The 18,518-nt window shown below is 39.2% G+C and carries 17 protein-coding genes; all 17 read left to right on the plus strand.

The features are described from left to right. Nucleotides 1–7: 7 nt before the first annotated feature. The 17 genes from SST111_RS11110 (at nt 8) to SST111_RS11185 (ending at nt 18,251) form a co-directional block, all read left to right on the plus strand. Nucleotides 8–1,123 (plus strand): glycosyltransferase, encoded by a 1,116-nt coding sequence (locus SST111_RS11110; protein ID WP_180274065.1) that lies wholly within the window; start codon nt 8–10, stop codon nt 1,121–1,123. A gap of 65 nt (nt 1,124–1,188) precedes the next feature. Beyond that, on the plus strand, nt 1,189–2,151 hold the full coding sequence (locus tag SST111_RS11115) for a polysaccharide pyruvyl transferase family protein (protein ID WP_099811408.1): 963 nt from the start codon (nt 1,189–1,191) through the stop codon (nt 2,149–2,151). 1 nt (nt 2,152) lies between these two features. Further along, entirely contained in the window at nt 2,153–3,547 is a 1,395-nt protein-coding gene (locus tag SST111_RS11120; RefSeq protein ID WP_180274066.1) for a lipopolysaccharide biosynthesis protein, read from the plus strand. Between the two features lie 40 nt (nt 3,548–3,587). Then, on the plus strand, nt 3,588–4,643 hold the full coding sequence (locus SST111_RS11125) for an NAD-dependent epimerase/dehydratase family protein (protein WP_099811413.1): 1,056 nt from the start codon (nt 3,588–3,590) through the stop codon (nt 4,641–4,643). Between the two features lie 53 nt (nt 4,644–4,696). After that, nucleotides 4,697–5,272 (plus strand): sugar transferase, encoded by a 576-nt coding sequence (locus SST111_RS11130; RefSeq protein ID WP_257211910.1) that lies wholly within the window; start codon nt 4,697–4,699, stop codon nt 5,270–5,272. A gap of 117 nt (nt 5,273–5,389) precedes the next feature. Then, on the plus strand, nt 5,390–5,539 hold the full coding sequence (locus SST111_RS12245) for a hypothetical protein (RefSeq protein WP_180274067.1): 150 nt from the start codon (nt 5,390–5,392) through the stop codon (nt 5,537–5,539). 186 nt (nt 5,540–5,725) lie between these two features. Then, entirely contained in the window at nt 5,726–6,547 is an 822-nt protein-coding gene (locus tag SST111_RS11135) for a glycosyltransferase (protein ID WP_099811415.1), read from the plus strand. A gap of 19 nt (nt 6,548–6,566) precedes the next feature. Beyond that, a complete protein-coding gene (locus SST111_RS11140) occupies nt 6,567–7,568 on the plus strand; it encodes a capsular polysaccharide synthesis protein (protein WP_099811418.1) in 1,002 nt (333 codons plus the stop codon). Continuing rightward, nucleotides 7,558–8,562 (plus strand): glycosyltransferase family 2 protein, encoded by a 1,005-nt coding sequence (locus SST111_RS11145; RefSeq protein WP_099811420.1) that lies wholly within the window; start codon nt 7,558–7,560, stop codon nt 8,560–8,562. The genes SST111_RS11140 and SST111_RS11145 overlap by 11 nt, the downstream gene beginning before the upstream one ends. After that, nucleotides 8,559–9,581: a glycosyltransferase family 2 protein gene (locus tag SST111_RS11150; protein WP_099811422.1), complete on the plus strand. Its 1,023-nt coding sequence runs from the start codon at nt 8,559–8,561 to the stop codon at nt 9,579–9,581. Before SST111_RS11145 ends, SST111_RS11150 begins: the two co-directional genes overlap by 4 nt. After that, nucleotides 9,578–10,576, plus strand: coding sequence for a glycosyltransferase family 2 protein (locus tag SST111_RS11155; protein ID WP_099811424.1), 999 nt, complete (start codon nt 9,578–9,580; stop codon nt 10,574–10,576). Before SST111_RS11150 ends, SST111_RS11155 begins: the two co-directional genes overlap by 4 nt. Nucleotides 10,577–10,578: 2 nt before the next feature. Beyond that, nucleotides 10,579–11,580, plus strand: coding sequence for a glycosyltransferase family 2 protein (locus SST111_RS11160; RefSeq protein ID WP_099811426.1), 1,002 nt, complete (start codon nt 10,579–10,581; stop codon nt 11,578–11,580). Between the two features lie 2 nt (nt 11,581–11,582). After that, on the plus strand, nt 11,583–12,614 hold the full coding sequence (locus SST111_RS11165; protein WP_142350764.1) for a glycosyltransferase family 2 protein: 1,032 nt from the start codon (nt 11,583–11,585) through the stop codon (nt 12,612–12,614). Further along, on the plus strand, nt 12,611–14,107 hold the full coding sequence (locus tag SST111_RS11170) for a hypothetical protein (protein WP_142350765.1): 1,497 nt from the start codon (nt 12,611–12,613) through the stop codon (nt 14,105–14,107). Before SST111_RS11165 ends, SST111_RS11170 begins: the two co-directional genes overlap by 4 nt. Before the next feature lie 116 nt (nt 14,108–14,223). After that, the gene (locus SST111_RS11175; RefSeq protein ID WP_099811432.1) at nt 14,224–15,702 is read left to right on the plus strand and encodes a nucleotide sugar dehydrogenase; all 1,479 of its coding nucleotides are present in this window, start codon (nt 14,224–14,226) and stop codon (nt 15,700–15,702) included. Next, complete coding sequence (locus SST111_RS11180) at nt 15,703–16,998, plus strand: DUF6056 family protein (protein WP_099811434.1); 1,296 nt, start codon at nt 15,703–15,705, stop codon at nt 16,996–16,998. A 254-nt stretch (nt 16,999–17,252) separates the two neighbouring features. Beyond that, nucleotides 17,253–18,251, plus strand: a complete 999-nt coding sequence (locus tag SST111_RS11185) for an NAD-dependent epimerase/dehydratase family protein (protein ID WP_099811436.1) — start codon at nt 17,253–17,255, stop codon at nt 18,249–18,251. The last annotated feature ends 267 nt before the right edge of the window (nt 18,252–18,518 follow it).

Raw genomic sequence — 18,518 nt, forward strand, 5'->3', positions numbered from 1 at the left:
GAGGAAAATGAAGAAAATATTATTTATGGTTCCTTCGTTAAGCGGTGGGGGAGCTGAAAAGGTCTTGGTTAACCTGGTCAATAATTTAAACAAGAAATATGATATTACAGTGCTAACGTTGTTTGATGTTGGAGTCAATAAACAGTTTCTGAATGAGAGAGTCAACTATAAGTTTGTGTTTCCGAGAGTATTTAGAGGAAATAGGTTGTTATTGCAATTGGCTTCACCAGAATATCTTTATAAAAAAATGGTGAAAGGCGATTATGATATTGTTGTTTCCTTCTTTCAAAGTCCAACAACTCGCATTATCGCAGGTGGAAATAAGCAATCCACCAAGTTTGTTCAGTGGATTCATAATGAATTTCATAATAAGCAAGAACTATTATCATGTTACCGTTCGGAAAGAGAGTTCAGAAGACTTCAACAAAAGTATGATGCAACTATTTTTGTTGCAGAGACGGTAAAGACATCATACGAGTCACTTTTCCCTAGGCTTGTTCGTCATCCTCAAGTTCTATACAATGTGATTGAGACTGATAAAATTAGAAGGCTATCTTTGGAGCAAGTAGACGCGGATAAGTCATCCAATCCTCAGAACTTACAGCTTATTTCTGTTGGACGTTTGGTGCCACAAAAGGGATTTGAACGACTAATTCGTATTGTCTCACGATTGGCAAAAGAAGGCTATTCTATAGAATTGTCTCTGTTAGGGACTGGCGAACTACATTCTGAGTTACAACGGTTGATAGAAGCAGAAGAAGTTGATTCAATTGTTCATTTGCTTGGATATAAAGAAAATCCGTATGCTTATGTCAAAAATGCAGATCTATTTGTCTGCTCCTCGCTTCATGAAGGGTATAGCACCGCAGTGACGGAATCACTGATTGTTGGGACACCAGTTCTGACAACAGATTGCTCAGGAATGGCTGAATTATTGGGTGAACAGAATGAATATGGAATGATTGTTGAAAATTCAGAAGACGCTTTGTATGAGGGGTTGAGAGAACTATTAGAAAATCCAACTAAAATTTCACACTATAGTGAAATGGCAAAACTTCGAGGTAAGTCATTTGAACTATCTGCTAATATAAAAGCGGTGGAAAATATGCTAGATAGTTTGTAAAATAATATGGATAAGTATTTGTTTTTGCTATATTATTAGCAATTGAATTAAGAAGGACTAGTTTAATGGAAAAGATAACAGTATTAGATACATCAGTAGCTACTGCAAATCTGGGAGACCAGATTATTGTTGATGCAGTTCGGAAGGAATTAAAAGAATTATTCCCACAGGATATGTTTTTTCAGGTGCCCACTCATACCCCAGTTGGAAGATACGGAAGACGTCTAATAAAAGAATCAAAGCACTCTTTTGTGGCTGGTACAAATCTATTAACTTCCCATTTTCATCTGATTAGAAGTAAGTCATGGGATTTATATCCTCTTGATATTTTTCAATTAAAAGATATAACTTTATTGGGAACGGGATGGTCAACTTATCAAAAGGATGTATCTGTTTTGCAGAAATATGCTTATAAGAGAATTTTATCAACATCGAAATTGCACTCAGTTCGTGATAGCTACACACTCAAAAAGTTACAAGCAGCAGGTATTACCAATGTGATTAACACAGGTTGTGCAACGATGTGGCGTTTAACACCAGAACATTGTTCAGAAATCCCAGCACGGAAAGCAAAAAATGTAGTATTTACACTTACAGACTATTCTAAAGATATCATAAAAGATCAAAAAATGATTGATATTTTAAAATCTGAGTATGAAACAGTTTATTTTTGGCCACAAGGGTCAGGAGATATGTGCTATTTCAATCAGCTTAATTCAGATGGTATTAAAATTTTACCACCAATATTAGAAGATTATGATGCACTATTAAAAAGTGACTTAGATGTAGAGTTTGTCGGTACAAGGCTACATGGTGGTATACGTGCAATGCAATTCAAACGAAAAGCGACGATTATTGGCATTGACAATCGAGCGGAAGAAAAGAAAAAAGACTTTAATATTCGGGTAGTGAGCCGTAATACTATTGAATCGCTACCAAACTGGTTAAACGATAATGAAAAGACACAATTGACAATTAACTTTGATGCCATCAATAAATGGAAAGCACAGTTCTATTTGGGAAAATAGTATGAGCGCATATAAAAAGTTAATAAATAATTCAATCGTTTTTGCTTTGGGAAATTTAGGGAGTAAGGTTGTTAGTTTTATTTTAGTCCCTTTTTATACTTACTATCTAACAACTGAACAATATGGAATTTCAGATTTGTTGCTAACAACGGTTAGTTTACTAGTTCCCATTTTTTTCTTTAGTGTTTATGATGCTGTGTTACGGTTTGTTCTAGACAGTGGGTATGATAATAAACGAATTTTATCAAACTCTCTCATTATTGGTCTGATTGGTTTTATCTTTTCTCTGGTATTATTGCCATTAGTGCTATTAACAGACTTTAAACCGTATGTGTTGCATTTCTATCTTATTTTACTCTTTACTTTTTTTCAAAATCTTTTTGGACAATATGCTCGTGCTAAGGGATATGTTAGATTATTTTCGCTGAATGGAATACTGCTGACAGCTTTTCTTGCTTCATTTAGTATTCTATTTATCGTAGTTTTTCATCAAGGTCTGACTGGATTCTTTTGGGCACAAATTCTAGCATATTTATTCTCAGATGTTGTGTTATTTTTGGGGTCAAAGGCTTATAAAGATATTTCCCTTAAGTTCATTAATAGAAAAGAGATTAAAAGTCTATTATCCTATTCAGTTCCACTAATTCCCAACTCAGTTATGTGGTGGATTGTCAATGCCTCGAGTCGTTATTTCATCTTATTTTTCTCGGGGACTTATTTGACAGGTCTATTTGCAGTTGCTAGTAAGTTACCAGCACTACTAGGAATATTAAATCAGATTTTCATGCAGGCATGGCAGATTTCAGCCATTGAAGAAAAAGGTGCAGAAGAGAGTAATACTTACTACACAACGGTATTTGGTGCATTTGCTTCGCTACTTTTTGTAATTACATCTATGCTAACTATCGTTATCAAGTTTGTTTTTGGTATATTGTTTGCGCCGTCTTATTTTTCGGCATGGACAGTTGTTCCTTTATTAGCATTAGGTACAGTATTTTCAAATTTTTCAGCTTTTATTGGAACGAATTATATAGTTGCTAAAAAAACAGGCGGGGTATTCAAAACGTCTGTATATGGTGGGATAGTTAGTTTATTGTTGAATCTGATTTTGATTAAGGTATTTGGTCTGATTGGTGCTGGATTATCAGCAATGATAAGCTTTTATATTGTTTTTATTCTCCGTTACTTTGATACTAGAAAATTCATAAACATGAGGATAGATTGGCTACAAATTCATGGGTCAGTCTTACTTATCATTTTACAATTGGTGATTTTATCTCTGAATTTAACAATCGTTTCTACATATTTAATGCAACTGGCATGTTTTGTAGTAATACTTTACTTAAATAGAGGTTTATTTGTTCAACTTTTAAATAAATTCATTCGTAAACAATGAAAATTAAAACGTTAATTTATAGAAATAGGCAGTAATAGAAATGAATTATTTTACAAACAAAACCATCCTTATCACTGGTTCTGCTGGGTTTATCGGTAGCCATTTGGTTCAGGAGTTGTTAAAGTCTAATCAAGTGATGCAGATTATTGGTCTGGATTCTTTAAACGATTATTATGAGGTGTCTTTGAAAGAATGGCGATTGGCTGAATTGGAAAAAGAGGCTGCAAACTCTAAAGCCAGTTATCGCTTTATCAAAGGAAATATTGCTGATAAAGACTTGGTTACTCAAGTCTTTGCTGACTTTAGACCTGATATTGTGGTGAACCTTGCAGCACAAGCAGGTGTTCGCTATTCGATTACGAACCCAGATGTCTATATTGAGAGTAATGTGATTGGTTTTCAAAACATCTTAGAGGCTTGTCGCCAGTATCCTGTTGAGCATTTAGTGTATGCCTCGTCATCGTCTGTTTATGGTGGAAATGAGAAAGTGCCATTTTCGGTAGATGATCAGGTAGACCATCCAGTCTCGCTCTATGCTGCGACTAAAAAGTCCAATGAATTATTTGCTCATGCCTACAGTAAACTCTATCAAATTCCAACGACTGGTTTGCGTTTCTTTACAGTTTACGGTCCTGCTGGTCGTCCAGATATGGCTTACTTTGGCTTTACCAATAAATTACTAAAGGGGGAGACAATAGAAATTTTTAACTATGGTCACTGCAAGCGTGATTTTACTTATATTGATGATATTGTACAAGGGATTTGTCTGGTCATGGAGAAAGCTCCAAAGTTAGAAATCGGTGAAGATGGTTTGCCGATTCCACCCTATGCCCTATACAATATTGGAAATAGTCACCCTGAGAACCTTTTGGATTTTGTGACAATTTTACAGGAAGAGCTAGTAGCAGCTGGTGTTTTATCTTGTGACTATGATTTTGAAGCGCATAAGAAACTTGTTCCCATGCAGCCTGGCGATGTCCCAGTTACCTATGCTGATACGAGTGCATTAGAAAAAGACTTTGGATTCAAACCAACAACATCATTGCGGTCTGGTTTACGAAAGTTTGCCCAGTGGTATAGGGAGTATTATCTGTAGTTAGATGAATGTGAGAAAGGAGAAAACATCTGTTTTATAAAGTATTCAAACGATTGATAGACATTGTTGGAGCTGTGCTCATGCTCTTACTCTTTTCTCCTATTTTTCTTTTGGTAGGGGTACTTGTCGCTTGTGATACAGGATTTCCTGTAGTGTTTACTCAAACGCGTATTGGAAAAGATAAGATGCCATTTACCATTTATAAATTCCGTACCATGTATGCTACAGTACCTAGCGATGTTCCAACTTATCAGGTAAAACCTAGGAAAGGTCTGGTAACTCCTGTGGGAAAATGGCTGAGAAAGTCAAAGTTAGACGAACTTCCTCAGCTGTGGAATATCTTAAAAGGTGATATGTCTCTGGTTGGACCGAGACCAGCTTTGTGGAGTGAAACGGCTTTGATTGATGCTCGAGATAGATATGGTGTCAATCGTTTAAAACCTGGTTTAACAGGACTAGCTCAAGTGAAAGGATTACAAGTCCACAAGGTGAAAAGTAAGGTTGAGTGGGACAGACAATACCTATCTGAAGCAAGTCTCTCCCTTGACCTGTACTGCTTGCTGATAACACCGTTAGTATTGATATCAAGTCTGCTTCCTTTTAGGGGACGAAATAAGCGTAAAAGATAGCGAATGAAGGAAATTTGCTATTCATCTTGTTTTAATGTAAAATAAATAAGTTAGTACAACATTGAAAAAACGTATCTTTCCAAATAGCTATACCTTTGCGAAAGGGATATAAAACAAATGACTGTGACAAAAACTAGTGATTTATCTTCTGATGAAAAAGAACGCTTGTTTATGCAATTAAAAGAAGAAATTCGCCAAAGAGTTTCAGATGTTCAATCAGGAAATTATTATACTGATAATGATTTGAAGATACAATATAACCTATAAAATGAAGAACCTGTATTCACAAGTGTCGTGCTTTTATGTAAGAAAATTTTTTGCTAATCAAAGCAGTTTTTGAGGAAATACTGGCTGTATTTTGAAAAAAAACGAACGATGAGTAGCTGAAAAAGGAGTTTTAGATAGAAGTGCTGAACTGCAAATGCAGGTTCTAAAAATAGTTTAAGGAGGAATATGGAGCCGTATTCGATTTTATTAGCGGTATGGCGGGAAGAAAATCCTGACCATTTTCGTGAGGCAATAGAAAGTATGCTTTCACAAACCTACCCAGCAGAGGAATGTATCATTGTAAAAGATGGACCTGTTCCAGCTAGTTTACAAGATGTTATCGATGATTACAAAAAAAATGTATCAATTCCTATTGTTGAAGTGGCTTTAGAGAAACATTCGGGACTGGCTACAGCTCTGATGGCAGGCTTATCAGTTGCTAAGACAGACTTGATTGCTCGTATGGATACGGATGACGTCTCACGACAGGAGCGGTGCGAAAAGCAAGTGAGCTGTTTTGAAAGTGACCCGACGCTTTCGCTTGTAGGAAGTTATGTATCAGAATTTGAAGAAACGACTAGCGAATCACTGAGTATCCGAAAAGTTCCCTTGAATCACGAGGCGATTGTGAATTTTTCGAAACGAAGAAATCCATTTAATCACTCAAGTGTCATGTTTCGCAAATCGGCGGTTGATGCAGTTGGTGGATATAATCCTACCATTCGCTACAATCAAGATTGGGATTTGTGGTTGCGGATGCTTCATCATGGCTATCGTGCGGCCAATATCCCTGAGATTTTGCTTGACTTCCGCTTTAACCGCGATACCTTGAAAAGGCGGAAATCTTGGACGAGTCTCTTGCAACTGATACGGTTGCGGTATGCTTCCTATCGACGGCAGGAGATGACAGCTTGGGATTTCCTATCGGTAAATCTTCTTCACTTGATGATGGGGATTCTTCCTTTACGTGCACAAAGGGCGTTTTATAAGTATATGCTACGAAGATAGAAAAGGAGTTTGTCGCTAGATGATAAGGAATGTCGGTAAATTTATGACTGTATTCAGACAGTCGCCGAGTATGGCTTTGTTTAAAGTTCTGACAAAGTTTGGGGCTGAAGAGGCCATAAAGCCATCTTCCTTTTTGGGAATGCAGCTTTCGCGTCTAAAGTGGCGAGTTCATTCACGTTTTTATGAAAAGACAGTTACTCGTCACTTGTCTCCGTTTTCTGCTTATTTAGAGAATGACAATACAGCTGACTCCCTAACACCAATCATCTGGACCTTGTGGTGGCAAGGAAAGGCAGACCTTCCTGCGGTCTGTCGCTATGCGATTGAAAGCCAAAAAAAATTTGCGGAGAAAAATGGTTACCAGCATATCCTCCTGACAAAGGATAATCTGGCTGATTATCTAGCGATTCCAGAGGTTTTGTTGGATAAGCTGGCACGAAAAAAGATGGCGTTTACCCCTTTTTCAAACTATGTTCGCTATGCTCTGCTTGCCCAACATGGTGGCGTTTGGATGGATGCGACTCTTTATGTCACTGACCAATTAGACAGTCATTTGTTTGCAAATGATTTTTTTGCCTTTCGACATCAGATTGAAAGTGTCAGAAACTATTATCTATATTGGATAGAGCAAGGGCGGTGGACTTCGTTTTGTTTTTCTGCAAAGAAGGGAAATCCACATGTTTGCTATATTCGTGATTGTTTGCTTTATTATTTTGCTCAGGTAGATAATCCTATCAACTACACGATTGATTTATTTCAAGATATTCATTACCGGCTTCATCCTGAGTTTCGAGAGGTGATTGATTACCTGCCTATTGTTTCTGGGATTGAAAATAGAGATTTCGTGTCTGTTCATTTTAATGAACCATTTGATGAGAAGCGATGGCAAGAAGTGCTAAAGACAAGTCCAATAGTGAAATTTTCTTGGAAATTTTATCGTAAATCAATTCTCAATGGAAGTTATGCGGATGTGATTTACCGTCCATTTTTTCCAAACGTAAAGGAGACCAATGAAGACTAAGCCTTTTTTCTCGATTGTTATACCAGTCTATAATGCCGAGGTCTATCTAACGGAAGCGATTGAGTCTGTATTAAGTCAGACATATCAGGATTTTGAGCTGATATTGGTCAATGATGCTTCGACTGACCAGTCCGAGATGATTTGTCAGGAGTTTGTCGCTTCGCATCAGGAAAAAGTCCGCCTCTACTCTCATAAAGAAAACAAGGGCTTGCTTCTGACACGTGCGACAGGTATGGAAGAAGTGCGAGGTCAGTATTGCCTATGTATGGATGCGGATGATGTCTTGCGTGTGGACTATCTAGAGCTTGTCAAGCAAACGATTGATGAGACGCAGGCAGAGGCTGTGGTGATCAATTTTTCGATGGAGGCAGGTTTTTCTATCAAGCGAAGAGATTTTAGTCCTTTTCTGAATCGTCAAATGACAGGTTTGGAAGTCATTGAAGAACTACTTCTGGAAAAGACTCAGTTGACAACTGTATGGCAACTGGTGTTTAAGGCTTCCTTAATTCCAGATGATGCGTTTAATGAGCGTTTTGGACATTTTGTTCGGAGTGTGGATCGGATAACCTTGCACCATATTTTGGCAAGGGTAGAAAGAGCGATTGTTTTAGATGAAGCTCTCTATTATTACCGTCAGGTGTCTACTAGCTTAAGTTTTAATTTTAACGAAATAGATTTTGCAGAATGTGCCCAGACAGATTTGTATTTGTATGATAGGTATCATAAGAAATTTCCAGAAAAGATGGACAGTTATTTGCTACAGAGATTTTTATGGTATGCTCAAAAAGTACTGTCCAAAAGCAAATCCTTCAAGGAAGTGTGTGATAGAGCAAGGTTGATTCGTCAATCTCTCGTTTTTAGGAAAGTCATGGGAGTGGAGAAGAACACGCTGTCACAGTATGACCGCCTATTTCTCTTACTCTTGCATTACCGAATCCTACATTTGCTTCTTGTCATTTATTGGTGTAACAAGCGTTTAAGGAGGCTATTATGAAAACTCTCCCTTTTTTCTCAATTGTCATGCCAGTTTATAATGCCGAGGTTTATGTAACAGAAGCGATTGAGTCTGTATTACATCAGACCTATCAGGATTTCGAGTTGATTTTGGTCAATGATGCCTCGACTGACCAGTCCGAGACGATTTGTCAGGAGTTTGTAGCTTTACATCAGGGAAAAGTTCGCTTGTACTCTCATACTGAAAACAAGGGCTTGCTTTTGACACGTGCGACAGGTATGGCAGAAGTACGAGGTCAATATTGCCTATGTATGGATGCGGACGATCTTTTGAGAGCAGATTATCTAGAGCTTGTAAAGAAAACAATTGATGAGACGCAGGCAGAGGCTGTGGTGATTAACTCTTCTCGTCGGATAGATTTTTCACAGAAGCATGTCGATTACACTCCTTATGTTCATCGTCAGATGACTGGACCAGAGGTTGTGAAAGAGATGATACTGGCAAATCGTGTGCTGATGACCTTGTGGTGTACGGTCTTTCAGTCACGTTTTTTACCAGATGACCACTTTTTTGAGTCTTTTCAGCGATTAGTATGTGGTTCTGACTTAGTGACCATTGAAGCTATTTTTTCAAACATCCATCATGTTGTTGTTCTTGATGAGGCACTCTATTATTATCGATTTGTGCCAAGTAGCCTCAGCAACTCTTACACGGTAAAACATTTTGACTCAGTAGCCTTTTCAGATTGGTATTTTTATGAAAAATATGTGACCGATTTGCCAGTGGAGATGGCGGAACGTTTGATGAGACGTGTTTCTTGGTCAGGAAAACGATTACTGCTCTCAAGTCCTTTAAGTGATATATTAAAAAATGCTCAGCATATCAAGGAATCTTTGTTTTTCAAGAGAGCGATAGCAGTTGGGAGTTCCGCAAAATTGCGTTTTAGTGATAAGGTATTCTTGTATCTTGTCAAGCATCGTTTTACACACCCAATGTTATTGTTGTATTTTCCGTTAGGACGCATCAGAAAATGGTATCTGCAAAGGGAGGCTAGATGAATAAACCGTTTTTTTCTATTATCATGCCAATCTACAATGCTGAATCCTATCTGGTAGAGGCTTTGGATGCTGTTTTTGGACAGACCCTCCAAGACTTTGAATTGATAGCGGTTGATGATGGCTCACATGATAGCAGTGTGGCGATTGTCAAAGCGTTTCAGAAGCGATATGAGAAGCAGCTGACCTTGATTCAAAGTCCTCATCAGGGGTCATTAGTCGCACGTGCCATAGGAATGGAAAAGGCTAAAGGTGACTATATTCTCTGCATTGATGCTGACGATAAGATGAGACGTGACTATCTTGAGGGGGTCTTCCAGCGGATACAAAAGACTGGTGCTGATTTGGTATTGACTAATTATTCTATCTATGCTGATTTTTCCAACAAAGAACGTCCCTGCCTCTTTCCAACGGACGAGCTACTAGATTCGCAAGAAGTGTTGGATACTTTTTTTAGAAGAGGGCATCTGAGGACATTGTGGAGCAAAGTCTTTCACCGTTCCCTTTGTCCACCTGCTGGTTTTTACAAGGACTTGCCTGACTTTCGAACGGGTACGGATGCCGTTGTTTCTGCTTACGTGATTGAGCATGCTCAGAGACCACTTTCTATTGACGAAGCCTATTATTTTTATCGTAAGGTTCCAAATAGTTTGAGTAACACTCTGGACGCAAATTTTTTTGATTCAAAAGTGGTACTAGAGCTTTATTTTCAAGAAAAGTACAAGGAACTTGGCGATGTTGTAAAAGTCAGTATGGTTCGTCGTGTGAGTTGGTTTTCCACTCTCTACCTTCGAGCGGCGAAGAATTATCTTGATTTTTTGAAACGATTAAGGCATGTGCGTTCCTCTGCTGTCTTTCAGCAAAGCTTGGTCTATCTGAATTTTGACGAAGTCACTCGCTATCAGCGCCGCTGGTTTACCGTTCATCGCTATCCTATCCTAGACCCGTTAGCATATGTTGTTCCCTATCTATTAAAAATTTGGAGAAGGTTATTTTGAAAATGAGTCACAGACCTTTTTTTTCGATTGTCATGCCGATTTACAATGCTGAGCCTCATCTGGTAGAGGCTTTGGAGGCTGTATTTGGGCAGACCCTCCAAGACTTTGAATTGATAGCGGTTGATGATGGGTCAGATGATGGTAGTGTGGCGATTGTCACAGACTTTCAGAAGCAGTATGAGAAGCAGATAACCCTGATTCAAACTCCTCATCAGGGCCCCTTAGTTGCACGTGCTTTAGGGATGGAAAAAGCTAGAGGAAACTACATTCTCTGTATTGACGCTGACGATAAGATGAGACATGACTATCTTGAAGGGGTCTTTCAGCGGATACAGAAGACGGGTGCGGATCTAGTGTTGACAAATTATTCTATCAAAGCTGATTTTTCAAGGAAAAAAAGACCTTGTCACTTTCCGACAGATGAGATTTTAGACCCTAAGCAAGTGTTAGATGCTTTTTTTAGTAAAGGGAATCTGATGACATTGTGGTGTAAAGTCTTTCACCGTTCGCTTTGCCCGCCTGCTGATTTTTATAAGGAACTCCCCAATATTGGCATTGGTGAGGACGGGGTTGTTTCTGCTTATGTGATGGAGCATGCTCAGAAACCACTTTCTATTGACGAAGCTTATTATTTTTATCGACAGGTTTCAAATAGTTTGAGTAACACTCTGGACGCAAATTTTTTTGACTCAAAAGTGGAACTAGAGCTTTATTTTCAGGAAAAGTACAAAAAACTCGGCGATGTTGTAAAGTCCAGCATGGTACGTCGAGTGAGCTGGTTTTCTGCTCTCTATCTTTCAACGGCGAAGAATTATCTTGATTTTTTGAAACGATTAAGGCATGTGCGTTCCTCTGCTGTCTTTCAGCAGAGCCTGGCCTATCTGGAGTTTGATGCAGTCACTCCTCAGCAACGTCGCTGGTTTACAGTTCATCGTTACCCTATTTTAGCGTCAGTAGCGTATCTCACTACCTACCTATCAAGAATTTGGAGAAGGTTATTTTGAAAATGAGTCACAGACCTTTTTTTTCGATCAATATTCCTGTTTACAATGGCGAAGATTATCTGGAACAGGCTTTAGAATCCTGTCGTTATCAGACTTTTCAAGATTTTGAGATTGTTTTGGTGGATGATTGTTCGACAGATAGGACGGTTGCTATCAGCCAAGAGTTTCAGGAGCGGTTAGACCAGCCCTTACGTATCCTATCGCATGCGGACAATAAAGGGGAGCTGGCATCTCGTTTGACGGGCTATCAAGCTTCAAGAGGTCACTATATCGTCAGTCTTGATCAGGATGACCTCCTTCGCAAGGACTGTCTGGAGCAGATTTATAACTTAGTAGTAGAGACCCATGCCGATATGGTGTTATATAATTTTTCAGAGCAGGCAGATTTTGAGGTGGCCTGTAAGGATTTTCCTTTTACGTCGTCTGAGAGGATTGCTAAAAAAGACTTGCTCTCATGGTATTACAGTCAGTATGGGTCTGCCATGTGGTACAAGGCGTTTAAATGTGAGTTAGCTCCTACAGTAGAGGAATGTGGCGAGCATGATTCAAGTATATTTGGAGATGTCTTGCCTACGATTGTCCTCTTTGAAAAATGTCAATCGCCCTATTATCTGGGAGAAAATCTTTATTTTCATCGGATATACGAGGAGAGTATGTTTATGTCACTCACGCTAGCCAAGCGTTACCAGATTAGGAGCTATCTCAATGCTCTTCTTTTTGAGCGGTTACAGGCTTATCCTTTGGAAGAGAGAAATATTTATCAACAATCTCTGCGAGAAGTCGCCCTTCGCAATCAGGTGAAGTTGCTGAAAAAAGGCTTACGAAGCAGTGGAAGTTACACTGAAAAATATCTATTTTTAAAACAATTAGGCCAATCTCCTTACTTTCAAGAGAGTGTTGACTATCTAGATACAATGCCCATTTTTCACCGCTATAAAAAGCTGGTGAAGCTCGTTGCCAAACACCACTATCATCTTGCGATAGGATATCATTGGTATGCTAGAAAGATATGGAAGTTGAGAAAACAAAGATGAAAAAAAAGATTTTTAGAACGGTTTTAACCTCCTATCTTTCTCAACTGGTTGGGATTGTATTTGGCTTAATTGCTCCGGGGTTGATTATCAGTCATTTTGGATCAGATTTGAGAGGCTTGGGGGTTACCTTGTCAGCCTATCTGGGTTATTTTGCTGCCTTTGACTCTAGTGTTCCGACCATTGTCCAGGCTCAGCTTTACAAACCTTTGGCGGATAAGGACTATAAGAAAGTCAATACGATTTTGAGTTCTGCGGATCAGTTCTTTAAACGACAGGGGCTGATGTTTGTGCTGTATGCACTGTTGATTGGTATTGGTTTGCCCTTTATTATCCAGATGCCGTTTGACCACTGGACCATACTTGTATTGACTCTTATTTCAGCATTCGGTACGTTTGTAGAGTATATGTTTCGCCGCAAGCATCGGATGTTGCTTCGGGCAGATGGGAAGTCCTATGTATCCATGAGCATCGGTATTGGGATACGGGTCGTGACGCAGCTTTCTGTGATTGTGGCTGTAACAGCTGGAATTTCCTATCTTGGCTATAAGAGCTTGATGGCTGGACTTGGCTTGCTAACCCCTATCCTAATCTGGCTGTATGTGAAGCGACACTATCCTTTTCTCAAGAATGAATCGACAGAAGTTATCCCTTTGAAAAATAACCCTCTGGCGGTCATTGACCATATCCTTTATACCACTCGAAACTCCAGTGCTATTTTTATTATTTCGTATTTCAATGGGCTAGCGCTGGTGTCCGTTTTTACGCTCTATACGAGATTTGTATCCATGTTTAGCAGTCTTGCTATAACAGCTTTTAATAATCTGGACTTTGTTTTGGGGCATCAGTTAGCCACAAAATCAATCGAGGAAACGCGAAAGAGTTACCAGCATCAGGTCTATCTCTGGCATAATTGGTTTGTTTTTATCTATACAGTGGCGGCCTGTCTCTTCATGGCATTTTTATCCCACTATGCGAGAAAATTTTCAGGAGCAGACTATGTACAGCCAGTCTTTACCTATGTTTACCTTGTGGCTGACTTTTTACAAAATGCACGGACGATGTCTTCCTATGCTTTTAAGGCGGCTGGGCATTGGGAAAGGAATCGAAAGAGTTTTATTTTTGAGTCTATAGTGCTCATCGTCTTGTCTCTTGTTTTGTTTTTATCCGTTGGTCTGGTGGGCTTGGCGGTAGCAGCAGTCGTTGCCAATTTATACCGCCTATTTTACAATAATCACTATCTGAGCCGAGAGATACTCTATATAGATGGAAAAAAATCTTCTCTGATGAGTGTTGGTGGTGCTTTGTTTATCGTGGTGGTGGGCTTGTCTTTTCAAATTCTATATCCATTTCAGGTCTCGAGCTATCTCGATTTTATCCTTCCAGGGCTTGCAGCACTTGTCTATGTAGCCGTACTCTTATTTGTCTGTAACTGGGTCTTGAGTCAGGAATTTCGACAACTGACGAAAAAACTTGTAGCAAGAGTATTCGGGTGATGGTGTTCTTAAATGAAACATTTTTGTGGATAAATATCGCAACAAATTCACGATTTGATTGTTTTCGTCACAAATAGTATAATAGATTTTATCAATCATGTTAGGAGATAGATGTGATGAAACAATTTTCATTAGCAGTTTTAGCTAGTACATTACTAAACAAACGTCGTCAAGACAGCCTATCACAGCAAGATATAGCTGATAGGACAGGCATCAATCGCTCTGTCATCAGTCGTATTGAGCAGGGAGAACATACTCCCAGTCTAGCTCAGTTGGAGTTGCTGGCTCAGGCATTGGCATGTGATGTGACGGATTTTTATGTGGAGAAAAAGAAGGAGCGAGACCTCCCTTCTCGGGCGAAGATTGCAGTGGCTGGGACTGGTTATGTCGGCCTCTCCTTGGCTGTCCTGCTGGCACAATACCATGATGTCACCGCAGTAGATATCGTGGAGGAAAAGGTGGCGCTTTTACAGGCTGGTCGTTCTCCCATCCAGGATGACTATATTAAAGCCTATCTGGCTGAAAAGGACTTGAGCTTGACAGCGACCTTGGATGCTGAGACGGCCTATGCAGAAGCAGAATTTGTCGTGATTGCTGCTCCGACAAACTACGATAGTGCGAAAAATTATTTTGATACCAGTCATGTCGAGGCGGTGATTGCCCTTGTTAGGGCTGTCAATCCGCAGGCGGTTATGATCATCAAATCAACAGTGCCAGTTGGTTTTACCCAGCGGATGCGCGAACAGTTCCAAACGGATCGTATCCTCTTTAGTCCAGAGTTTTTGAGAGAATCAAAAGCACTATACGATAATCTCTATCCATCACGCATTATCGTATCTTGCGAAGCTACAGACAGTGAAGAGGTTCAGGAGCTTTCTAGCCAGTTTGCTGCCTTACTTGCTCATGCAGCCTTGAATGATGCGCCACTGCTACAGATGGGTGCGACAGAAGCAGAAGCAGTGAAGCTTTTTGCCAATACCTATCTAGCGCTTCGTGTGTCGTATTTTAACGAACTGGATACCTACGCAGAGTTGAAAGGCTTGAATACTCAGGCTATTATTACTGGTATCGGTTTGGATCCACGGATAGGTCAACACTATAACAATCCGTCATTTGGCTATGGTGGTTACTGTTTACCAAAAGATACCAAGCAGTTACTAGCTAATTACAATGAAGTACCTCAAAACATGATGTCTGCCATTGTCGAAGCCAATCGGACAAGAAAGGATTTTATCGCAGATCAGGTGCTGAAAATGGCTGGTTACTATGATTATACTGACCATGGAAGCTATAATCAGGAGAATGAGAAAGACTTGGTGATTGGGATTTACCGCCTGACCATGAAGAGTCAGTCGGATAATTTCAGACAGAGTGCTATTCAAGGCGTGATGAAGCGGATAAAAGCCAAGGGGGCGCAGGTCATTGTCTACGAGCCGACCTTGGAAAATGGTAGCCGCTTTTTTGGATCTAAGGTGGTCAATCATCTAGCCAGCTTCAAAAAGAAAAGCCATGCCATCATCGCCAACCGCTACGATGCCGTTTTAGATGATGTAGCAGATAAGGTATACACCAGAGATATTTTTAGGAGAGATTAGATGAAAAAGATAAAAGAATGGGGAGGTAGCTTCTACACCAATCCCTACCCTATTACGTTGTTCTTACTTGCCCTTTTATTATTTGTCTTACAATGGTCCTATCCAGTCATTATGGACGATAAGTGGTGGCTAGATAAGCCATTCAGTCTGGACTTTATGGTCGAGCGCTACCAGATATGGTCAAATCGTTTGGTGATTGAAAGTTTTGCCTTGGTGTTTAGTCACCTCCCTAAAGTAGTCTTCCGTTTGTTCAATAGTCTCGTTTTTGTTGGCTTGCTGGATATCATACTAGCCAATAGCTTGGAAAGGAAAGTCAAGTACCTTTTTCTTCTCTTGGGGTTCTTTGCTCTACTTCCGATATCGATGTTTTTAATTCCCGGCTTGATGATGACCAATCTAAACTACCTATGGCCAGTGACAGCAGGTTTAGCCGGTTTTCTTCTCTATCGTAGCAACGAAGAAAGAAAAGTTAACAAACCATATATATATATGGTCACAAGTATCTTACTGCTCTTTGCTACGAATCAAGAACAAGTAGTAGTCGTTTTTCTAGCTGTTTGGGGCTTTGAATGGTGGCGGCAAAAGGGTCTATCGCCATTTGGTTGGGTTTTGTTCATTCTCACAGGGTGTAACTTTGTCTTTGCCCTTTTGTCACCGGGGATATCCGTTCGGGCTATTGAGCAAGCAAATAAATACTTTCCTGAGTTTTTTAAATTGACAGTATTAGACAAGGTTTTGCTTGGTTTATCTCATGTTGGAAAGACGCTTTTATATAATATCAATCATCTCTTTGTTGTCTTTTTGTTACTCTTGGTCTTAAATCTTTTCCTGACTCCTCTGTCTAAAAAGCAGTTATTCCCTTTCTTGATTTTTATACCTTTTATGGCTCTGTTGTCCCTTGGTCAGCTCTTTATGAAGGTCGGTAATTCTTTGGGAATTTTACAGGATTGGTTTTCTTATCCAAAATTTTACGCCAAACAGGTTAAGCTGATTCCTGGTTGGCTGACACAGGAAGTTTCTGCTTTGTTTTTAGTAGCTGTTATCTGTCTGCTCTGCTTGATTGCCTACGCCCTTTATCTGGTCTTTAGACGGTTGGACTTGGTGTATCTTTGGTTTGTAGCCTTGGCAAGCCTCGCTATGCTTGGTTTCTCACCCTCCATCTTTGAATCTGGAGATCGTGTCTCCTTTATCTTGGCACTCTACCTCATCTACCTGTCGTGTTTGCTCGTCTCAAGGATGATGGGATTAGTAAAGAAGAATTCTAATGCTAAATTGGACGTTGTTGACATGATTTGATGAACTCCGGTTTAGTTTGCATTTGTGTCGCTAGTCTAATTTTGATTTTTATTGAGTATTTAAGTTAAGAACCGAGATTCATCTTCTATCTAAGGATTTCTTTCAGCCAGTCATGCCAAAACTTAGTGGGACTACAAGTGAGAATTGGGATGGATAATTATCTATGTCTTTTAGTATTACTAGCAGTAGGGGCTATTGATTAGTGTTTAGCGTGTGACATTGCTTAGTAGAAAAATTTAACTGAGGAGTGAATAATGAATATATTGATTTTAGGGGCTGCTAGTTTTATTGGTAAAAATCTTACTTTAAAACTGATAGAAAATAAGGAAAATCATGTGACTTTGGTAGATAAGAAGAAGATATTTTTGGAGGAGATTTCTAACTTAAATCTTCCCAATATGTCAATTATAGAGCATCCGTTGGATCAGGATAGTTATTTGGACGATCTTTTACAAGGACAAGATATTGTTTATCACTTAGTTAGCTCTGATGTTTATCCAACTTCTAATCAACATATTACCAAAGATATTGAAGAGAATGTTCTATTTTCATCAAGGTTATTTGATTCGTGTGTGAGAAACAATATTAAAAAAGTTATTTTTGTGTCATCAGGTGGGGCGGTTTATGGGAAGGTGGCTAATTGCCCTATTTCAGAGGATACGTTGACACAACCAATAACTTCCTACGGAGTGCAGAAAGTAATGATTGAACAATTACTGTATGTCTATCACTACGCACATGGTCTTGATTATAGAATTATTCGGCTAGCAAACCCATATGGTCCGTATCAAAGACCCAATGGTGTACTGGGAGCGGTAACATCTTTTACGTATAAAGCATTAAAGAACGAAGAAATTGTAGTATATGGTGATGGTTCTGTCATTAGAGACTATATCTATATTGATGATGCTATTAAAGCGATTGTAACTATTTCAGACAATGATTCTCGTTTTCGTATTTTCAATCTTGGTTCAGGAAAAGGCACTAGTATCAATGAAATATTAAAAATTATTGAGGATACTCTGGAAGTACAATTGCGTGTCGTATACAAGGAAGGACGTGCAGCAGATGTTCCAGTGAACTACTTAGATATGAGTCGCTATAACGAAACATTCGGTCAGATAAAACCAACTGACCTTGGTGAAGGAATCCGAAAAACTGTTGCGTTTTTCGAGAATGTTAAGAGCTACGATGCTGTTTTAGATGATGTAGCAGATAAGGTGTACACTAGAGATATTTTTAAGAGAGATTAGATGAAAAAGACAAAAGAATGGGGAGGTAGCTTCTACGCCAACTCTCTTGTTTACTTGTTTCAAAGCTGATGGAGTATGTAAGAAAAACGTCTTAATATTTAGAAGGGAAGTTTATGCTTTTAGAGAAGATTCAGAAAATCATTCCGCCTAGATGGGCGAGTTTGCTATCGCTGTCAGCCTTTTTCATGCTGACAGTCACTCACCGCTCACCGTGGGCTTTGCTGATGATGTTGGGAGCGATAGCGACTGCATATATATATATATATA

Origin of the sequence: Streptococcus suis YS161 (assembly GCF_002760245.1) — a bacterium.
GTDB lineage: Bacteria > Bacillota > Bacilli > Lactobacillales > Streptococcaceae > Streptococcus > Streptococcus suis_I.